The sequence below is a fragment of the Plantactinospora sp. KLBMP9567 genome (genome assembly GCF_033446045.1).
In the GTDB taxonomy this organism is placed as follows: Bacteria; Actinomycetota; Actinomycetes; order Mycobacteriales; family Micromonosporaceae; genus Plantactinospora.
In genome coordinates, this window is the sequence record NZ_JAWQRR010000023.1 from 211,554 (window position 1) to 229,902 (window position 18,349).

General features: G+C 72.6%; 20 protein-coding genes. 13 read left to right on the forward strand and 7 right to left on the reverse strand.

The genetic code is table 11. From position 1 onward, the window contains the following. Positions 1-4 precede the first annotated feature (4 nt). The 6 genes from rpe to ribH all read left to right on the forward strand — a co-directional run bounded on the left by rpe (position 5) and on the right by ribH (position 5,636). Positions 5-685: a ribulose-phosphate 3-epimerase gene (rpe, locus tag R6Y94_RS20160; protein WP_318397414.1), complete on the forward strand. Its 681-nt coding sequence runs from the start codon at positions 5-7 to the stop codon at positions 683-685. Next, on the forward strand, positions 682-1,689 hold the full coding sequence (locus tag R6Y94_RS20165; RefSeq protein WP_318397415.1) for a response regulator: 1,008 nt from the start codon (positions 682-684) through the stop codon (positions 1,687-1,689). Before rpe ends, R6Y94_RS20165 begins: the two co-directional genes overlap by 4 nt. A 419-nt stretch (positions 1,690-2,108) precedes the next feature. Beyond that, positions 2,109-3,170 carry a bifunctional diaminohydroxyphosphoribosylaminopyrimidine deaminase/5-amino-6-(5-phosphoribosylamino)uracil reductase RibD gene (gene ribD / locus R6Y94_RS20170; protein ID WP_318397416.1) on the forward strand — a complete coding sequence of 354 codons (1,062 nt, stop codon included), beginning with the start codon at positions 2,109-2,111 and terminating at the stop codon, positions 3,168-3,170. A gap of 5 nt (positions 3,171-3,175) precedes the next feature. Beyond that, entirely contained in the window at positions 3,176-3,886 is a 711-nt protein-coding gene (locus R6Y94_RS20175; RefSeq protein ID WP_318397417.1) for a riboflavin synthase, read from the forward strand. After that, a complete protein-coding gene (locus tag R6Y94_RS20180; protein ID WP_318397418.1) occupies positions 3,883-5,154 on the forward strand; it encodes a bifunctional 3,4-dihydroxy-2-butanone-4-phosphate synthase/GTP cyclohydrolase II in 1,272 nt (423 codons plus the stop codon). Before R6Y94_RS20175 ends, R6Y94_RS20180 begins: the two co-directional genes overlap by 4 nt. Before the next feature lie 2 nt (positions 5,155-5,156). After that, positions 5,157-5,636 (forward strand): 6,7-dimethyl-8-ribityllumazine synthase, encoded by a 480-nt coding sequence (gene ribH, locus R6Y94_RS20185; RefSeq protein WP_318397419.1) that lies wholly within the window; start codon positions 5,157-5,159, stop codon positions 5,634-5,636. A gap of 436 nt (positions 5,637-6,072) precedes the next feature. Here ribH and R6Y94_RS20190 read toward each other — a convergent pair whose 3' ends face one another. From R6Y94_RS20190 to R6Y94_RS20200, 3 genes are read right to left on the reverse strand one after another with little or no spacing between them, the layout of a single operon-like run. Continuing rightward, complete coding sequence (locus R6Y94_RS20190; protein ID WP_318397420.1) at positions 6,073-6,831, reverse strand: amino acid ABC transporter ATP-binding protein; 759 nt, start codon at positions 6,829-6,831, stop codon at positions 6,073-6,075. Beyond that, entirely contained in the window at positions 6,828-7,673 is an 846-nt protein-coding gene (locus tag R6Y94_RS20195) for an amino acid ABC transporter permease (RefSeq protein WP_412102816.1), read from the reverse strand. The genes R6Y94_RS20190 and R6Y94_RS20195 overlap by 4 nt, the downstream gene beginning before the upstream one ends. Continuing rightward, complete coding sequence (locus R6Y94_RS20200; RefSeq protein ID WP_318397421.1) at positions 7,670-8,527, reverse strand: ABC transporter substrate-binding protein; 858 nt, start codon at positions 8,525-8,527, stop codon at positions 7,670-7,672. Before R6Y94_RS20200 ends, R6Y94_RS20195 begins: the two co-directional genes overlap by 4 nt. 196 nt (positions 8,528-8,723) lie before the next feature. Between R6Y94_RS20200 and R6Y94_RS20205 the strand changes: the two genes are divergently transcribed. From R6Y94_RS20205 to hisG, 4 genes are all read left to right on the forward strand, one after another. Next, entirely contained in the window at positions 8,724-9,245 is a 522-nt protein-coding gene (locus tag R6Y94_RS20205) for a SigE family RNA polymerase sigma factor (protein ID WP_318397422.1), read from the forward strand. Then, positions 9,242-10,480, forward strand: a complete 1,239-nt coding sequence (locus tag R6Y94_RS20210) for a GerMN domain-containing protein (protein ID WP_318397423.1) — start codon at positions 9,242-9,244, stop codon at positions 10,478-10,480. The genes R6Y94_RS20205 and R6Y94_RS20210 overlap by 4 nt, the downstream gene beginning before the upstream one ends. A gap of 81 nt (positions 10,481-10,561) precedes the next feature. Further along, the gene (locus tag R6Y94_RS20215; protein WP_208811799.1) at positions 10,562-10,825 is read left to right on the forward strand and encodes a phosphoribosyl-ATP diphosphatase; all 264 of its coding nucleotides are present in this window, start codon (positions 10,562-10,564) and stop codon (positions 10,823-10,825) included. 79 nt (positions 10,826-10,904) lie between these two features. Further along, positions 10,905-11,750, forward strand: coding sequence for an ATP phosphoribosyltransferase (gene hisG / locus R6Y94_RS20220; protein ID WP_318397424.1), 846 nt, complete (start codon positions 10,905-10,907; stop codon positions 11,748-11,750). Positions 11,751-12,078: 328 nt separating this feature from the next. Here the strand turns inward: hisG and R6Y94_RS20225 are convergent, their stop codons facing one another. After that, the gene (locus tag R6Y94_RS20225; RefSeq protein ID WP_318397425.1) at positions 12,079-13,689 is read right to left on the reverse strand and encodes a helix-turn-helix domain-containing protein; all 1,611 of its coding nucleotides are present in this window, start codon (positions 13,687-13,689) and stop codon (positions 12,079-12,081) included. A gap of 230 nt (positions 13,690-13,919) precedes the next feature. On the opposite strand from R6Y94_RS20225, the gene R6Y94_RS20230 reads away from it, so the two are divergent. From R6Y94_RS20230 to R6Y94_RS20240, 3 genes are all read left to right on the forward strand, one after another. Further along, a complete protein-coding gene (locus tag R6Y94_RS20230) occupies positions 13,920-14,492 on the forward strand; it encodes a MerR family transcriptional regulator (RefSeq protein WP_318397426.1) in 573 nt (190 codons plus the stop codon). 9 nt (positions 14,493-14,501) lie between these two features. Continuing rightward, the gene (locus R6Y94_RS20235) at positions 14,502-14,894 is read left to right on the forward strand and encodes a VOC family protein (protein WP_318397427.1); all 393 of its coding nucleotides are present in this window, start codon (positions 14,502-14,504) and stop codon (positions 14,892-14,894) included. 415 nt (positions 14,895-15,309) lie between these two features. After that, on the forward strand, positions 15,310-16,044 hold the full coding sequence (locus tag R6Y94_RS20240; RefSeq protein WP_318397428.1) for a class I SAM-dependent methyltransferase: 735 nt from the start codon (positions 15,310-15,312) through the stop codon (positions 16,042-16,044). Positions 16,045-16,905: 861 nt separating this feature from the next. On the opposite strand, the gene R6Y94_RS20245 is transcribed toward R6Y94_RS20240, so the two are convergent. The 3 genes from R6Y94_RS20245 to R6Y94_RS20255 form a co-directional block, all read right to left on the reverse strand. After that, positions 16,906-17,244, reverse strand: coding sequence for a cupin domain-containing protein (locus tag R6Y94_RS20245; RefSeq protein ID WP_318397429.1), 339 nt, complete (start codon positions 17,242-17,244; stop codon positions 16,906-16,908). A 23-nt stretch (positions 17,245-17,267) separates the two neighbouring features. After that, complete coding sequence (locus R6Y94_RS20250; protein ID WP_318397430.1) at positions 17,268-17,654, reverse strand: hypothetical protein; 387 nt, start codon at positions 17,652-17,654, stop codon at positions 17,268-17,270. Positions 17,655-18,113: 459 nt separating this feature from the next. After that, positions 18,114-18,320 (reverse strand): hypothetical protein, encoded by a 207-nt coding sequence (locus tag R6Y94_RS20255; RefSeq protein WP_318397431.1) that lies wholly within the window; start codon positions 18,318-18,320, stop codon positions 18,114-18,116. Positions 18,321-18,349 lie beyond the last annotated feature (29 nt).

Below are 18,349 nucleotides of genomic sequence, written 5' to 3' on the forward strand. Positions count from 1 at the left end.
CGCGGTGACCGTACCAGCGCCGATCGTCGCGCCCAGCATCCTCGCCGCAGACTTCGCCCGGCTCGCCGACGAGGTGCACGCGGTGGAGTCCACGGCGGACTGGCTGCACGTCGATGTGATGGACAACCACTTCGTGCCGAACCTGACCATCGGGCTGCCGGTGGTGCAGAGTCTGCTGGCCGCGAGCACGCTGCCGTTCGACGTACATTTGATGATCGAGGACCCGCGACGCTGGGCGCCGAGCTACGCGGACGCCGGGGCGTACAACGTGACGTTCCATGCCGAGGCCTGCGACAACCCGGTCTCGCTGGCCAAGGACCTCCGCTCGGCGGGGGCGAAGGCCGGGCTGGCGATCGACCGGGACACTCCGATCGAACCGTACCTTGACCTTTTGCCCAGCTTCGATACATTGCTGATCATGACTATCAAGGCGGGCTTCGGGGGGCAGCGGTTCATCCCCGAACTGCTCGACAAGGTCCGCACCGCCCGCCGGCATGCCGACGCCGGCCACCTCGAACTCCGGATCGAGGTCGACGGCGGCATAGCGGCCGACACCATCGAGCAGGCGGCGGCGGCCGGCGCGGACGCCTTCGTCGCCGGCACCGCCGTCTACGGCGCGGCGGACCCGGCCGCGGCGGTCATCCAGCTACGGCGCCTCGCCGAGCGCGCCGCACATTCAGCATGAGCGTCGACGGGGTCGCCGAGGAGCGGCCCGACCTGATCCTGGTGGTCGACGACGACGAGGACATCGTTCGGTTCGTCTCGTTCAACCTGCGGCTGCACGGCTTCGAGGTGGCGCAGGCCAGCGACGGCCAGGAGGCGCTGGAGGTGATCGAGCGGCGCCGGCCCGACCTGGCCGTGGTCGACCTGCGGATGCCCCGGATCGACGGGCTGGAGCTGACCCGCCGGCTGCGGGCCAACCCGATGACCTCGGCGCTGCCGGTGATCATGCTCACTGCCAAGGGGCTGACCGTGGACAAGGTGCACGGCCTCACCGCCGGTGCCGACGACTACCTGGTCAAGCCCTTCGACACCGCCGAACTCGTCGCCCGGATCAGCTCCACGCTGCGCCGCAACAAGGAGTTCCGCGAGGTCTCCCCGCTGACCGGGCTGCCCGGCAACACCCGGGTCCGCCGGGAGATCGGCGACCGGGTGCGCAGCGGTGTCGACTACGCGGTCGGCTACGTCGACATCGACCGGTTCAAGAGCGTCAACGACCGGTACGGCTTCGTCCGGGGCGACGAGTTCATCAGCGCGCTGGCCCGCAGCCTGCACCGGGCGGTGGTCTCGGTCGGGCTGCCGCCGGCCTTCCTCGGGCACATCGGCGGCGATGACTTCGTGATCGTCTGCGCTCCCGAGCAGGTCCGGCCGCTCACCGAGCGGGCCGTGGTCGACTTCGAGAAGACCGCCGACGAGCTGTACGACCCGGAGGACGCCAAGCGCGGCTACGTGGAGCTGAAGGACCGGCGCGGCAACATCCAGCGGGCCCACCTGGTCACGCTCTCCATCGGGGTCTCGCTCTCGGTGCCCGAGCGCCGGTTCACCGACCCGCTCGAGGTGATCGCCGCCGCCTCCGAGATGAAGTCGGTGGCCAAGAGCCAGCCCGGTTCGTACGTGGCGATGGATCGGCGGCGTACCCCGGGGGCACCGGCGGCCGACGCGGGGGAGCGGCGGCGCGGGGCGAAGTGATCACGGTCACGTCGCTGTGAGGTCGGTCGCCTCACTGGCCCGACAGCCCCGGTTCCGTGTAAGACTCGATCCGTACCCACCACGCGCTGGCGGGACTCGGTGTAATTCCGAACCGGCGGTGATCCGGGCGCAAGCCCGGTAAGCCCGCGACCCGGTCGGCCTCGGCCGCCCGGTGGACCTGGTGAGAATCCGGGGCCGACGGTTGGGGGCGGGCAGTTTCCGCACCCAGACAGTCCGGATGGGAGACAGCGCGCGGGACGGATGGGTCCGCCGGCCGGCGCGTGTGCGCCGACCCGTGGTCCGCCGGGGTCGGCGCCTGCCGTCCCCACGCTCCGCCGCCGCACGCCCGGCCACCGGCCGGCACCCCTCCCACACCCCGCCCGCGCGCCACGACGACGGGCGAGGAAGAGGGAAACGGCATGGGGGGCGTCTCCGCCGACGAGGCGATGCGCCGGGCTATCGCGCTGGCGGCCCGCGGCCTGGGCACGACGAGTCCCAATCCCCTGGTCGGCTGCGTGTTGCTCGACCCACACGGCGAGATCGTCGGCGAGGGTTTCCACGCGTACGCCGGTGGGCCGCACGCCGAGATCGTCGCGCTGGCCCAGGCCGGTGAGCGGGCCCGCGGCGGCACCGCCGTGGTGACCCTGGAACCCTGCGACCACACCGGGCGTACCGGGCCGTGCAGCGGGGCGCTGATCTCGGCCGGGGTCCGCCGGGTGGTGATCGGCGTACCCGATCCGAACCCGATCGCGGCCGGCGGCATCGAGCGGCTGCGGGCGGCCGGTGTCGAGGTCGAGGTCGGGACACGCGCCGCCGAGGCGGAGGCGGGCAACCTGGCCTGGCTGACCGCGGTACGCCGGGGCCGGCCGTACCTGATCTGGAAGTACGCGGCGACCCTGGACGGGCGGATCGCGGCGGCCGACGGCACCAGCATGTGGATCACGTCCGAGGCGGCCCGGATCGACGTGCACGCGCTGCGCGGCACGGTCGACGCGGTGATCGCCGGGGTCGGCACCGTACTCGCCGACGACCCGAGACTGACCGCGCGGAACCTGCGCGACGGCACCCTGGCCATCCGGCAGCCGCTGCGGGTGGTGGTGGACAGCGCCGGTCGTACCCCGCTCGACGCCCGGGTCCGGGACGGCGCCGCGCCCACCTGGGTGGCGACCGCCAAGGAGGTCGGCACCGGCCCGGACGGCCGGGTGGAGCTGGCCCGGCTGCTCGCGGAGCTCTACCGGCGCGGCGTCCGGGCGGCGCTGCTGGAGGGCGGCCCGACCCTGGCCGGCGCCTTCCTCGCCGCCGGCCTGGTCGACAAGGTGGTCGGCTACCTGGCGCCGAAGCTGCTCGGCGCCGGCCCGGCGGCACTCGCCGACGCCGGCCCACAGACCATCTCCGAGGTCATCGACCTGGAGTTCACCGACATCACACCGGTCGGCCCCGACCTGCGGGTCACCGCGTTTCCCCGGAAGACGGAGGGCTGAATCAGATGTTCACCGGCATCGTGGAGGAGTTGGGCGAACTGGTCCGGCGGGACGACACCGGCGGCGACTCCGCCCTGGTCGCGATCCGCGGCCCGATCGTCACCTCGGACGCCCGGCACGGCGACTCGATCTCCGTCAACGGGGTCTGTCTGACCGTGGTGGAGGTCGACGGTGACACGTTCACCGCCGACGTGATGGGCGAGACGTTCCGGCGTACCTCGCTCGGGGCGCTGCGCCCGGGTGACCCGGTCAACCTGGAGCGGGCCGCCACCCTCGGCAGCCGGCTCGGCGGGCACCTGGTGCAGGGCCACGTCGACGGGGTCGCCGAGATCGTCGGGCGGACGCCGGCCGAGCAGTGGGAGACGGTCACCTTCGGCCTCCCCGCAGACCTCGCCCGATACGTCGTGGAGAAGGGCTCGATCACCGTCGACGGGGTGTCGCTGACCGTCGCCGCGCTGACCGCGCAGACCTTCTCGGTCGGGCTGATCCCGACCACGCTGGCCGCTACCACGCTGGGCCGCAAGGGTGTCGGCGAGCCGGTCAACCTCGAGGTTGACGTCCTCGCCAAGTACGTCGAACGACTGCTGACGACCGGTGGGCGACTGCCGGTCGGCGGACTGGAGGCCGTGGAAGTGAGCGAGCGTAGTGAGCGAATCAGCCAGCTCAGCGCCAATGTGCCTCATGACGGCACGGAGCGAAGCGGAGTGCCGGCATGAGCACCGAATTCGGCACCATCGAGGCAGCACTGGCCCAGGTCGCGGCCGGCCGACCGGTCGTCGTGGTCGACGACAAGGACCGGGAGAACGAGGGCGACCTGATCTTCGCTGCCGACCGGGCGACCCCGGAACTGGTCGCGTTCATGGTCCGCTACACCTCCGGCTACATCTGCGCGCCGCTGACCGAGGAGGACTGCGACCGCCTCGAACTGCCGCCGATGTACCACACCAACCAGGACAAGCGGGGCACCGCGTACACGGTGACGGTGGACGCGCGGGAGGGGGTCAGTACCGGCATCTCGGCCGCCGACCGGGCGCACACGATCCGGCTGCTCGCCGACCCGTCGACCGACGCCACCGACCTGAGCCGGCCCGGGCACGTGGTGCCGCTGCGGGCCAAGACCGGCGGCGTACTGCGCCGTCCCGGGCACACCGAGGCGGCCGTCGACCTGGCCCGACTCGCCGGGCTCCGCCCCGCCGGGGTGCTCTGCGAACTGGTCAACGACGACGGCACCATGATGCGCCTGCCCGACCTGGAGAAGTTCGCCGCCGAGCACGGCATCACGCTGATCACCATCGCGGACCTGATCGCATACCGGCGGCGTACCGAGACGGACGTCGAGCAGGTCGTCGAGACCCGGCTGCCGCTGCCGTACGGGCCGTTCCGGGCGGTCGGCTACCGGGCCCGGCAGGACGGCACCGAGCACATCGCGCTGGTCTACGGCGACCTCGGCGACGGCCAGGACGTGCTGGTACGGGTGCACTCGGAGTGCCTGACCGGGGACGTCTTCGGCTCGCTGCGCTGCGACTGCGGCCCACAGCTCGACGCCGCGCTGGCCCGGGTCGCCGCCGAGGGGCGGGGCGTGGTGCTCTACATGCGCGGGCACGAGGGGCGCGGCATCGGGCTGCTGCACAAGCTCCAGGCGTACCAGTTGCAGGACCTCGGCCGGGACACCGTCGACGCCAACCTGGACCTTGGGCTGCCCGCCGACGCCCGGGACTACGGGACCGGGGCGCAGATCCTCTACGACCTCGGGGTCCGCTCGATGCGGCTGCTGACGAACAACCCGGCCAAGCGGGCCGGGCTGGAGGGGTACGGGCTGACCGTGGTGGGCCGGGAGGCGATGCCGGTCCGGGCCACCCCGGAGAACGTGCGTTACCTGCGTACCAAGCGGGACCGGATGGGGCACCTGCTGGACGAGTTGGAGACTCCGGCCGACGCCGGGGAGCTGACGGAACTCGCGGAGATGACGGAAAGGTTGGCGTGACGATGGCGGGGTTCGGAGAGCCGGGACTGTCGACGGTGGACGCCTCCGGGCTGACCGTGGGAGTGGTGGCCGCGCGCTGGCATGGCGAACTCACCGACCACATGGTCGACCGGGCGGTGACCGCGGCGAAGGCGTGCGGGGTGGACGACGTGGTCGTGGTCCGGGTGGCCGGCTCGGTGGAGCTGCCGGTGGTGGCCCAGGCGCTGGCCCGGCGCTGCGACGCGGTGGTGGCGCTCGGCGTGGTGATCCGGGGTGCCACCGCGCACTTCGAGTACGTGTGCCAGTCGGTGACCGAGGGGCTGACCCGGGTCGCGCTGGACAGCGGGAAGCCGGTCGCGCACGGCGTGCTGACGGTGAACAACCTGGAGCAGGCCCGGGACCGGGCCGGGCTGCCCGACTCGGCCGAGGACAAGGGCTGGGCGGCCACCACTGCGACCCTGGAGGCCGCCGTGGCCATCCGGGACATCGCCGCCCGCCCGTAGCCCGAGGCCCGGCCGCCGGCCGCCAGCCGGGGCGGTGGCGCGGCTTGGCTTGGCTTGCGGTGGACCCGGGCGGCGGCGACCGGTCGGCCTGGCTCGCGCTGAAGAGCGGCGGCGTGCGCGTCAGGGGACAGTACCCGATCGCGAGGCTGTCGAGCTGGGTGCACAGACGGGGCACCGTCTCGGCCACAGTTCCGGCTTGTGGGCGGCGGCGGCCTGGCCCAAGGGTGGCGGCCGGTCTTACCCGCGGCCTGGCCCAAGGGTGGCGGCCAGCCATACCGGCGGCGGCCTGCCGTCCGGGTGCACGAGCGGGGCAGCTCGACAGTCTGCTGGCGGGTGGTTCGCCGGCGGCTGTGGTTGGGGGCGGGTGCACGAGCGGGGCAGCTCGACAGTCTCCGGACGGAGGGCGTCAGGCGTCGGCCGTCGGCGTGAGCTGTGGTCAGCCGACCTGGAGCCGGCCCGCCTCGATGATCCGGCGGAGGAACTGCCGGGTACGGGGCTGGGTCGGCTCGCCGAGCACCTGCTCCGGCGGCCCCTCTTCGATCACCCGGCCGCCGTCCAGGAAGCAGACCCGGTCGGCGACCTCGCGGGCGAAGCCCATCTCGTGGGTGGCCAGCACCATCGTCATGCCGTCCGCCTTCAGATCCCGGATCATCGTCAGCACCTCGCCGACGAGTTCCGGGTCCAGCGCCGAGGTCACCTCGTCGAGCAGCAGCAGTCGGGGCGAGTTGACCAGCGCCCGGACGATCGCCACCCGCTGCTGCTGGCCGCCGGAGAGCCGGTCGGGATAGTCGGCCACCTTCTCGGCCAGCCCGACCCGGGCGAGCAGTTCCCGGGCCTGCGCCTCGGCCTCGCCCCGGTTCCGCCGGTGCACCCGGACCGGCGCCAGCGTGATGTTGTCCAGCACCCGCAGGTGCGGGAAGAGGTTGTACGCCTGGAAGACGATGCCGATCCGCCGGCGTACCAGATCGGGGTCGGTGCGCGGGTCGGTGATGTGCTCGCCGTCCAGGTGGATGGTGCCGTCGTCGAGCTCCTCCAGCAGGTTCACGCAGCGCAGCAGGGTGGACTTGCCGGAGCCGGAGGCGCCGATCAGCGCCACGACCTCGTGCTCGGCCACGTCCAGGTCGAGATCGTCGAGTACGATGTGCCCGCCGAAGACCTTGCGTAGCCCTCGGCAGCGCAGCACATGTGCATTCATCGGGCGGCCTGCCGGCGGGCGGCGCGCAGGGTCACCCAGTCGGTGACCGCGATCAGTGGAATGGCGAGCAGCACGAAGAGCACCCCCGCGACAATGTACGGCGTGTAGTTGAAACTCTCGGCGGTGGCGATCTGGGCAGCGCGTACCGCGTCGATCGGTCCGGCGAGCGAGACCAGTCCGACGTCCTTCTGGAGCGCGACCACGTCGTTGAGCAGCGGCGGGGCGACCCGGCGGACCGCCTGGGGCAGCACCACGTGCCGCATCGTCTGCCGGTAGCTGAGCCCGAGCGACCGGGCGGCGGCGAGCTGGCTCGGATGGATCGACTCGATGCCGGCCCGGAACACCTCGGCCAGGTAGCCGCCGTAGGTGAGGACCATGGCGATCCCGCCGAGCACCAGCACCGACGGCATGCCCTGCAACCGCAGCCCAGGCACACCGAGAGTGAGCACGTAGATCACGATGATCAGCGGCAGCCCGCGGAACGTGTAGGTGTAGCCGGCGGCCAGCGCCCGGACCGGGAAGAAGACCGGGCCGCGCAGGGTACGCAGCACCGCCACCACCAGGCCGAGGGCGAGCGCCCCGAGCGCGCAGAAGAACAGCAGCCGGACGTTGAGCCAGAGTCCGGTGAGGATCTCCGGCAGTGCCTCCCGGCCGATGCGCGGGTCGAGGAAGGACTGTCGTACCCGCTCCCAGCCGGGTGAGCCGGTCACCGCGACCACCAGCAGGGTGCCGAGTACTCCGGTCGAGGCGGCGGCGACCAGCACCGAGCGGACCGTCTGCCGTTTCCGGTAGGCGGTCCGCTGGCGGGCGATCGGTGAGGGGTGGTGGTCGAGCAGGCTCACGTGATGTCGGTGACGCCGGCCACCTCGGAGAGCCAGGTCTTCTCCAGGTTGCCGAGCGTGCCGTCGGCGCGGAGGGCGTCGACCGCGCCGCTCACGCAACCGGTCAGCGGCGAGCCCTTGTCGAGCAGCAGGCCGAAGGCCTCCGGCAGCCCTACCTGCGGCAACTGCCCGACGATGGTGGCGTCCTTGACCTCGGCCGAGGTGATGTAGAAGGCGGTGGGCAGGTCCACCACGATGCCGTCGAGCTGGCCGTTCTGCAGGGCCTTCTTCGCGTCGTCGTTGGTGTTGTAGACCTGCGGCTTGACCGTCGGCTTGATCACGTCGGTGATCGCCTGGTAGCTGGTGCTGCCCACCTGGGCGCCGAGCTTGGCATCCTGGAGGTCGGCCAGCCGCGACCTACCGGTGATCTTGGAACCCTTGCCGGCGACCACCGCCTGTCGGACCAGATAGTACGGCGAGGTGAAGTCCACCGCCTGCTTGCGCTCGTCGGTGATGGAGAACTGGTTGATGTCGAAGTCGAACTCCTTCGGCCCCGGCGCGATCGCGGTGTCGAACTTGACCCGTACCCACTGCACGTCGATCCGGGCGAAGCCGAGCTGCTCGGCGACCTCGTAGGCGACCGCGGACTCGAAGCCCTTGCCGTTGGCCGGCAGGTTGTCGGCGAACCAGGGTGCGTACGCCGGGTCGTCGGTGGCGATGGTGAGCTTGCCCGGCGTACGGGTCTTCAGCTCGGCCTTGGTACAGGTGGCCTGCGGTGCAACGGGCGCGGGTTGGTTCTGGGGCGCGCAGCCGACGAGGGCCGCGAGAACGAGGGTGGCGGTCGTGAGCGCGACCGGCAGAGATCGGCGAGCCATGGCCGACAGCATAGGCACACGTCGACGGGTACCCATAGATATCTCTCTCGATCCGATCGGGATATCAGCCGGTCGGGTGGGTGATCGGCCTGTCGAGTGGTGTCGACCCGGCGCGGCGGGTAAACCGGAACGGGGGGTCGGGCGTCATCCTGCCGTGACGACCCAACTGGTCTCCGACCCGCCCGGCGGGAGGACCATGACACGATCGGGACCACCACGGTGGTCGGCGGACGAGGCGATCACCAGCCTCTTCGCCGCCCACTACCGCCCGCTGGTACGACTCGCCACGCTGCTCCTGCACGACCAGGGTGCGGCAGAGGAGATCGTGCAGGACGGTTACGTCGCGCTGCACGGGCACTGGTCCCGGCTGCGGGACGCCGACCGCGCTCTCGGCTACCTGCGGACCAGCGTGCTGAACAGGTGCCGGTCGGCGCTGCGGCACCGTCGGGTGGTGACCGCGTACCTGGCCGGAGCCGGGCCGGTGGCGGACGCGCCGAGCGCCGAGGCCGGCGCACTCGACCTGCTTCAGCACGACGCGGTGATGGCGGCGCTGCGTACCCTGCCGACCCGGCAGCGGGAGGCGCTGGTGCTGCGCTACTACCTCGACCTCTCCGAGGCCGAGACCGCCGAACTGATGGGTGTCAGCCGGGGCGCGGTGAAGAGCCACACCTTCCGGGGGCTGGCCGCGCTGAAGCAGAGCATGGGGGCGGAGCGATGAGCGAGCAGCGGCGACCCGGTACGCATTCCGAGCCGGCGTGGACGTCGGGGCCGGGGGCGACGTCGGGGTCGGGGGAGCGGGCACCGGGGGACGAGGACCTGCTGCGTCGGGTACTCGCGGCCGAGGCCGACCGGATCGAGCCGGGACCGGGCGCGCTGCCCGAGATCCAGCGGCGGATCGGGGCCGGCGACCGCGGCGGCGCGCGGCGCCGGTGGCGCCGGCCGGAATGGTCAATTCCTCGACTCGCCGGGGGCCGGTGGCGCGGCTGGTCACCACTGGCGGCCGGTGCCGTGACGGTCGCCACGCTGAGCGTGGCGGCGGTGGTGGTCGGGCTGGCCAGCACGGTCGTGCCGACGCCGTCCGACCGGGTGGAGCCGCCGCCCGGAACGGTCGGCGCGCAGCGGTCGGCGGGTGCGACACCGGACGAGGTGCAGCCCGGGCCGACCCCGCCGGATGGCGCGGTCGCCCCGTCGGCCGGCGCCGGCACGGGTACGCCGGCACCCGGCGCCACCGAGAGCACCGCCGGCCTGCCGGTCTACTACCTCGGCGGCGATCCGGGCCGACCCCGGCTCTACCGCGAGTTCCACCGGCTGTGGCTGCACGACGGCTCGGCCCGGGACCGGATCACCGCCGCGCTGCGGAACCTGCTGGACGGGCCGGTCGGGATGGACCCGGACTACCGCAACCCGTGGCCGGCGGGGACCGACCTGCGGGAGGTGACCGTCGACGGCGACGGCATCGCCACCGTCGACCTCACCGGGGCGGCCCGCGACGGCGTCGACGAGGTCACCACACGGCTGGCCGTGCAGCAACTGGTCTGGACCGTCACCGCGGTGCCCGGGGTCTCCGGGCTGCGGCTGCGGCTCGACGGGGCACCGGTCGACCGGCTCTGGGGCCGGGTCGACACCTCCGGGGTGCTGCGCCGGGCCCCGGCGATGGAGGTGCTCGCCCCGGTCTGGCTGATCTCGCCGCAGCACGGCGACGCGGTCAGCCGGAGCTTCCAGGTACACGTCGCCGGGATCCTGCCGGAGGCGACCGCCCAGCTCCGGATCCAGCGGGGTACGCGTACCGTGCGGGAGCAGGTGGTCACGCTCTCGGTCGCCGGGCCGGCTCAGGGGGAGGCGAGGTTCCGGGTCACGCTGCCGCCGGGCCGGTACACGCTGACCACGTACGCGATCTCGCTGGAGGACGGGTCCGAGCGGTTCCTCGACGACCACACCGTGACGGTGCGCTGAACCGGCCGACGGTCCACCTGGTGGGCCGCCGGCCGACCCGGCGGCCGACCCGGTGCCGGCCGGCTGCGAGAATCGGATGCCGTGAAGACGTTCGAGGAGCTGTTCGCCGAGTTGCAGGCCAAGGCCGCGGCCGGCACCCCCGGCTCGGCGACGGTGGCCGCGCTGGAGCGCGGCGTGCACGCGATCGGCAAGAAGGTCGTCGAGGAGGCGGCCGAGGCGTGGATGGCCGCCGAGCACGAGGGTCCGGAACGGGCCGCCGAGGAGATCTCCCAGTTGCTCTACCAGGCGCAGGTGCTGATGCTCGCCACCGGTCTGGACCTCAAGGACGTCTACCGACATCTGTAGTGCCCCGCCGCGTCCCGTCGACCGCACCGGACGCGTCCGTCAGCCCGATTCCGATCCCTGACCGCGAGGAGCACTCCCGATGCTGCGCATCGCCATTCCCAACAAAGGCACCCTGTCCGGACCGGCCGCCCAGATGCTGCGCGAGGCGGGTTACCGGCAGCGCGGTGACGACCGTGACCTGATCTGCCGGGACGACGCCAACGACGTCGAATTCTTCTACCTCCGCCCCAAGGACATCGCCACCTACGTCGGCTCCGGCGACCTCGACCTCGGCATCACCGGACGGGACCTGCTGGTCGACTCGGCCAGCCCGGCCGAGGAGATGCTCGACCTCGGTTTCGGCGCGGCGACGTTCCGGTTTGCCGCCCGGCCGGAAACCGTCTCGACGGTCGACCAGATCGCCGGCCGGCGCATCGCCACCGCCTATCCCGGGGTGGTCGAGGGTTATCTGACCGAACACCAGCTCACCGCGACGGTGATCCGGCTCGACGGCGCGGTCGAGAACGCCGTACGCCTCGGCGTGGCCGACGTGGTCGCGGACGTCGTGGAAACTGGTGCCACGCTGCGCCAGGCCGGCCTGGTGATCGTCGGTGAGCCGATCCTGCGTTCGTCGGCCGTACTGGTACGCCGGACCGGTGCCCCGGCCAACGGGCAGGTGGACCAGCTCGTCCGGCGCCTCCAGGGGGTGCTGGTCGCCCGCCGTTACGTGATGCTCGCCTACGACGTCCGGGCCGACCTGCTGGAGAAGGCCAGCGCGCTCACCCCGGGAATCGAGTCCCCGACCATCTCGCCGTTGCACCGGGAGGGCTGGGTGGCGGTCCAGGCGATGGTACTGCGCCAGGACGTACACCGGATCATGGACGAGCTGTACGACGTCGGCGCCCGGGCGATCCTGGTCACCGACATCCACGCCTGCCGGCTGTAGTCCGCCGCCCGGTCACCGTCTGGTGGCCAAGACCACCGTCCGCCCCTCGTGGCCAAGGCCACCGTCCGGCTGCCCTTCGCCCTCGTGGCACCACCCGAAGGGTCGCCGGACGGTGGCCATCCCCCGCATCGGCACCGACAACCGTACGACGTCCCGGACGCCAGTCGCGAGGGAGCGATCTGCACAGCGACCCCGCGAACCGTCCCGCCGTGCACAGTGACTGCGGTGCCGACCCGCCGTGCACAGCGACCGCAGCGTGGTCCCGCCCCGCACCGCACAGTGACCGCGGTGCCGGCCCGCCGTGCAACGGTGACCACCGATCCGGCGGTCAACCGTCCGCCAGCTCGACCGCGCGGAGGGCGAGCCAGAGTTCGTGCCGGGCGTCCGGGGCGTGCCGCAGCGAACGCCCGAGCGCCTGTTCGGCCCGGGCGAGCCGCTTGCGGGTGGCCGACACGGAGATGTCGAGCCCGGCCGAGGTGGCCGAGAGGTTGGCGTCGGCGGCCAGCCAGGCCCGTACCGTCTCGAACCCGGTCGACCGGTCGGCCGCGCGTAACGGCCGGAGCCGGGCCCGGGCCCACGCCGTCACGGCCGGGGCGGCGAGCAGGTGGTCCAGGGTGACCTCCCGGGCGGCCGGTACCGTTCCGGCCGGCACCGCACCGGCCCGCGGATCGTCCGGCCGGGGCGCGGCGCGCACCCGCAGCGCCAGCCAGGCGGCGGAGCGGTCGGGGACCCGGAGGAGATCCATTCCGAGCAGTGCGTTGAGCAGTCGTAGCCGACCGGTCAGGGTGTTGCGGTGGATCTTCAGGTGCCGGCTGGCCGCGGTGTCGAAGGCCAACCACGAGCTGAGCGTGCCGAGCAACTCCACCGCACCCGGGTCGGCCCGGCGGGCCGGGACGTGGTCGAGGCAGGGTTGCAGCAGCCGCTGGGCCCAGGAGTGCCCGTCCGGACCGGTGAGCGGCACGAGGTCGTGCTGCCGGTCGAACCGCGCGTACCCCTCGGTCGCGGCCCGGGCCACCGCCAGTGCGTGGAAGGCCTGCTCGTAGCCGGTGGCCGTGTCCGGCAGCGCGACCGGTTCGCTCATCCCGACCCGGCACTGCCGGGCCCGGGCGGTAATCAGCCGCCCGAGCCGGTCCGCCGGATCGGCCCGACCCGCGCCACCCCGGGCGGCCTCCCGGCTCGGCGCCGACTCGTCGCCGGACGGCTCGGCCGGTACGAGTGCGATGAGGTGGTTCGAGCGGACCGGGCAGGGCACGATCCAGGCCCGGCCGGCCAGCGAACGGTCGATCTCGGCGGCGACCTCGTACCGTTGCCGGCCGACGCACTCGATCACACAGACCCGCAGCGTGTCGGGCAGGTGCGGCCGCAGCGCCGAGGCGATCCGCCGGGCGGGCGGCACGTCGCCGACCATCAACAGGTGCAGTACCGCCTCCCGGCCGTGCGCGTCGGCGGCGACGATCCGCCGGCGGGCCCGCTCCGCCTCCTCGATCCGCCAGCACAGCGAGAGCGTCCGCGCGGCGTCGGCGAGCAGTTCGCCGAGCTGCCGCTCCGGGGCGGCGACGACCGCGAGGTAGCCGACCTGTTCCTCGGCCCGGGCGACCAGTGACGCGGCGGACCTGTCCGGGGCGCCGCTGCCGAGCCTCAGCAGGTGGACCCGGGGCGGTCCGCCGGTGTCCACCACGGCGGCGCTCGACCCGCGCCGGGACAGGTCCGCGACGGCGGTGCCGACCGCCCGCGACATCCGGGTGCCGGGTCCGAGCCGGTCGACGGGCCCGGCGAGTACCTTTCCGTCGGCCCCGACCAGCAGGGCCGCGCCGCCGGTACGCCGCCCGAGCCAGTCCAGGATGTCGCGCACCGCGTCCCGCCCCACCGAGAGGCGGGCGAGGGTCAGCAGGTCGGCATCACGGCTCGGCGTGGCCACGTCCTTTGGTTCCCGGCTCATCGGGTGCTGACTCCTCGGTACGTCCTCCCGGGTCGGCGAACTCCGGTGCGAATCCGTCGTTCCCGGCCGCGACGCCCTTGCCGACCCGGTGGGCGGAGCAAGCGTACCGGGCTGTTTCCGGAGCCCGACCGCGCTCTCCGGCCCGCCTGTGGATCCCGCTCCGGTGCCCCAGGACGCTGTCTCGTTCGACACTTGAACCTGACGTAACGGGAGGTCGTAGCGTTTCGGGCGTGACCGGGAGAGGCGACACCGGACGTCGGTGGAGCATCGGTGAGCTGGCCCGGACCACCGGGACCACGGTGCGTGCCCTGCACCACTACGACGAGATCGGCCTGCTGCGGGCCCGCGAGCGCACCAGCTCGGGGCACCGCCGGTACACCGGGGGTGACCTGCGCCGGCTGTACCGGGTACGGGCGCTGCGCGGGCTGTCATTGGAGGAGATCGCGGGCGTACTCGCGGGGTCGACGGACGACCTGGCGGCGATGCCGGATCTGCTGACGGCCCAACCGTGCGGGCTGGCGGCACAGGCCGTCCGGCTCGACCAGCTCATCGCGCGGCTGCACGGCCTGCACGACCAGATCGACGGCGCGTCGATGCCCGGTCCGGACCAGTTCCTGACGACCCTGGAGATGATCTCTGTGTTCGAAACCTCGTTCAGCGGCGAAGAGCGGGAGCAACTGGCGCAGCGGCGGGCGGAGCTCGGCCCGGCCGGAGTCGAGGCGGCCCGGGCCGAATGGGCGGAACTCGTGGTGGAGCTGCTCCGGCAGGTACAGCACGGCACCCCGACCGACGACCCGGCCTAGGCTGCGGGGGTGCGGATCGACCTGGTGACCATCGTGGTGGCGGAGTACGACCCGGCGATCGAGTTCTTCACCGGAGTGCTCGGCTTCGACCTGGTCGAGGACTCGCCGTCGCTGACCAACGACGGTCGCCCGAAACGGTGGGTGGTGGTCCGGCCACCCGGTGCCGAGACCGGCATCCTGCTCGCCCGCGCCGACGGCGAGCGGCAGGGTGCCGTGGTCGGCGACCAGCTCGCCGGTCGGGTCGGGTTCTTCCTCCGGGTCGACGACTTCGACGCCGCGTACGACCGGATGGTCGCCGCCGGCGTCGAGTTCGTGAGCCTGCCGAGGGCCGAGCCGTACGGCCGGGTGGCGGTGTTCCGGGACGTCGCCGGCAACCGTTGGGACCTGCTCGGCCCGGCCTGAATCGAACCCTGCGGCGAGCGGCGGTGCCGGCCGCAACCGTGCGATCCCGGTGGCGACGAGCAGCGGCGCGGGTTCCTGCTGACCCCGGCCGGTGACCGGCATCCGCCGCTGCGGCCTTCGCGGGGCGCGGGGTCCAGAGCGGGTGCGGCAGCGGTAAAGCGCTTGCCGGGGTTACCGGGCGTCTGTTGTCCTGACCCTGCCCGGCGGCCAGAGCCGACCGGAAGCCGACCGAGAGGAGACGGCCATGCCACGAGTGCCCATGTCCAGTCAGCGAGCAGGCGGCGTCTACCCGAAGGATATGAGGCTTCATGAGTACGTCGGTCTCCACGACCAGCACAGCGGCGGGCGCCGGTAGGACGCGCCCGACCGAACTTCCGCCGGCCGCTCGGCCGGCCGGGCGCGAGGAGGGCGACTGATGTCGCTCCTCGACGATCCCGGACTCTTCGGCCGGCTCTGGGCCGCCGGCTACGACAACGGCTCCAACCCCGATCCGGCCCCGGCGGTGGACTTCCTCGAAGGTCTCGCCGACGGCGGCCCGGTGCTGGAACTCGCGATCGGCACCGGCAGGGTCGCACTTCCGCTGGTCGCCCGCGGCCTCGCCGTCGAGGGCGTCGAGGCATCCGAGGAGATGGTGGCGCGGCTACGTGCCAAACCCGGTGGCGAGCAGTTGCCGGTCGCCACCGGTGACATGGCGGACGTGCCGGTCGACGGACCGTTCACCCTGGTGTACCTGGTCTACAACACACTGTTCAATCTGGTCCGTGCCGAGCGGCAGGAGGAGTGCTTCCGCAACGTCGCGCGGGTGCTGGCGCCGGGCGGCGCGTTCGTGATCGAGACGTACGTCCCTGATCCGGTCGACATGGAGCGCACCGAGCAGCAGGTCCAGGTGTGGGACGTGACGGAGGACTCGGCGACCATCCGGCTGCACCGGTTCGACCGGGCCGCGCAGACGTTCGTCCGGCAGACCATCAGGTTCGACGGTGCGGGCGTGCACCTCAAGCCGTTCGGCATGCGGTACGCCTGGCCCGAGCAGATCGACCAGATGGCGGCACGGGCCGGTCTCCGGCTCGCCGAGCGGTACGCCGACTGGCACCGTCGGCCGTTCGGCGCGGACAGCGGCAGTCACGTCTCCGTCTATCGCCGAAGCTAGCTGAGCGTCGACCAGGGGTCCGGCATCCCCGGCGCGGGTGGTGCTCACCGGAAATGCCGGTAGCCGGTCCCTGGTCGGCGGCCTCGCCGGTGCCGGTCTCTCGGGCGAGGGCGGCACGCTCGACCGGGCGGCAGCCGCCGACAACGCGCCGAGCTGGCGCTGCCGGGAACGAGCAGGACCGCGCCGATCACGGGGCCGGCCAGCTCGGGCGCGAGCAGGACCCACTGCCGGCGATGGCGGCGGGGAACCGCCCGGGCCGGTCCGGCAGGGCCGCCCGGTCACCGTTCCGCCCGTCGGTTACGGCCGCCCCGGAGCTTGCCGAAGCAGCTGGCGGACCCCGGACCGCAAGGAGAGCTTGACGAGGTCCGGCGGTTGGAGGGCGAGTCCGGCCGAGGTCGGCCTCCGTAACTTCCGGCCAACTTCCGGGAGTTGAATCGGGTCGATCTGTGGCGTCTCCAGGTCTTGTCTTCAGCGTCTTCGATGGGTATTAATAGTGGTACGGCTCATCGACGGGGCTGATTACCGGAAGTTTTCGGCAACCTGTTCCGGTCGGCGATCGCCCGTCGCCGGCCCGGCGGCCACCTGCGGGTGGCGGGACAGCAGCAACAACCGGCTGGCTCGTCGCCGGGCCGTCGGACCGAATCCGGCTTCCACGGCACCGGATCCGGTCCCGGAAGCAGGCGCCACCTGCGCTGCCAGTCAACGGCGACGGCCCACCAGCGCCGCCAGTTGACGCCGCGGAACCCGGTGCGGAGGGAAGGACGCCCCCTCCGCACCGGGTGGGCGTACCCGACCGGCCGGCGTGCCTTTTCGCATCCGCTCCGCCGGGGTCGATGGCTCCGGAAGGCGAAGACGGACAGGTCAGGAGCCGGGCGTCGTCGCCACCGTGAGCAGTACGGCCGAGTCGTCGATCGCGGTCAGGCCGTGCCGCTCGGGCGGGATGACCAGGTAGTCACCGGCGGTTCCCTCCCATGCGTCGGCGGCGGTGGGCAGGCGTACCCGGCCGCACAGGACCTGGAGGGTCGCCTCACCGGGGTTGTCATGGTCGGCGAGGCTCTGCCCGGCGGCGAGCGCGAGCAGGGTCTGCCGCAGCGCGTGCCCGTGCCCACCATGAACCGTACGGGCGCTGCGCCCGCTGCTGCTCTCCCGCGCCGCGGTCAACTGCGCGTCCAGCAGAGTGGTCAGGGAGATCGACTGCATCGCACTACCTCTCGACGTGGTACTCAGGTCGCCAGCAACAGGGTGCCGGTGGTGATCAGGGCGACGACCTTGACCAACTCCAGGGCGACGTAGGCGTAGTGGGCGTGTGACCGTGGCTCCTGGGCACCGGCGAGGATCCGATCGGCGCGTCGGGTCAGTCGGGGACGTACCACGGCGAGCTGCACCAGCAGCACTGCCACGACCACCCCGACGGCGACCGGGACGGACGCCTTGGGTGTCGCGTCGGCGGCGACGATCGCGGCCACCAGCGTCACCCCGAGGACCACCTCCGCGGCGTTGAGCGCCCGGAAGACCAGCCGGCCGATGCCGAGCCCGATCCGCAGGGTGACCCCGGGGGCCCGGAACTTCAGCGGCGCCTCCAGAAAGGAGATCGCCAGTCTGCCGCCCACCGTCGGTGGACCGCTGTCGCTCCGGCGCGAACCCGAGATCGCCGAGCAGTTCCACCAGCCGGTCGACCGCCTGGTCCTCGCTGGCTGTGGGCGGATTGACCGACGGCTCCGTGGACGAAGCAACTGGCGACTGCGTGGATGATTCAACCGATGGCTTCGTGGGTGACTTGGCCGACGGCGCCGCGAGTTGCCGGCCCCAGGCGCGTCCGGCTTCGGATGTCCTGTGTAGCGCGTCAGGATCGGTGGCGACGCTGCCGGCCAGAATTCCGGCGAGGAGGCGGTAGTTGCGCGGTCCGGCCGGGTCCGTCCCGGGCCGGGCCCGGAACAGCAGCGCCGGTCGCCCGCGCCGGCCTGGTGGGGTGTGCACCCGGTCCACCTGTCCCGTCCCGGTCAGGGTGTCGAGATGGAACCGCACCGTGTTCGGGTGTACGTCGAGCCGCTCCACGATGTCGGCGATGCTCAGCGGTACCGGTGACGCGCGGAGCGCCGCCACGGCCGCCCGGCGGCACCATCGACGTGCCCGCCGGGCCCGATCTCGACGTACTCCTGGTCGTCATCGCCGGAACGGGACAGCTCGGCACCGAGCTTGATCCGTTCGACCTTCAGCCGTGGGGCGCTCGTCTGGCTACCGCGCCGCTCCCGGCGCCAGTTCGTCGCGAGCGCCACCGACGAGCTGGCACCTGCCTGGGGCTGGC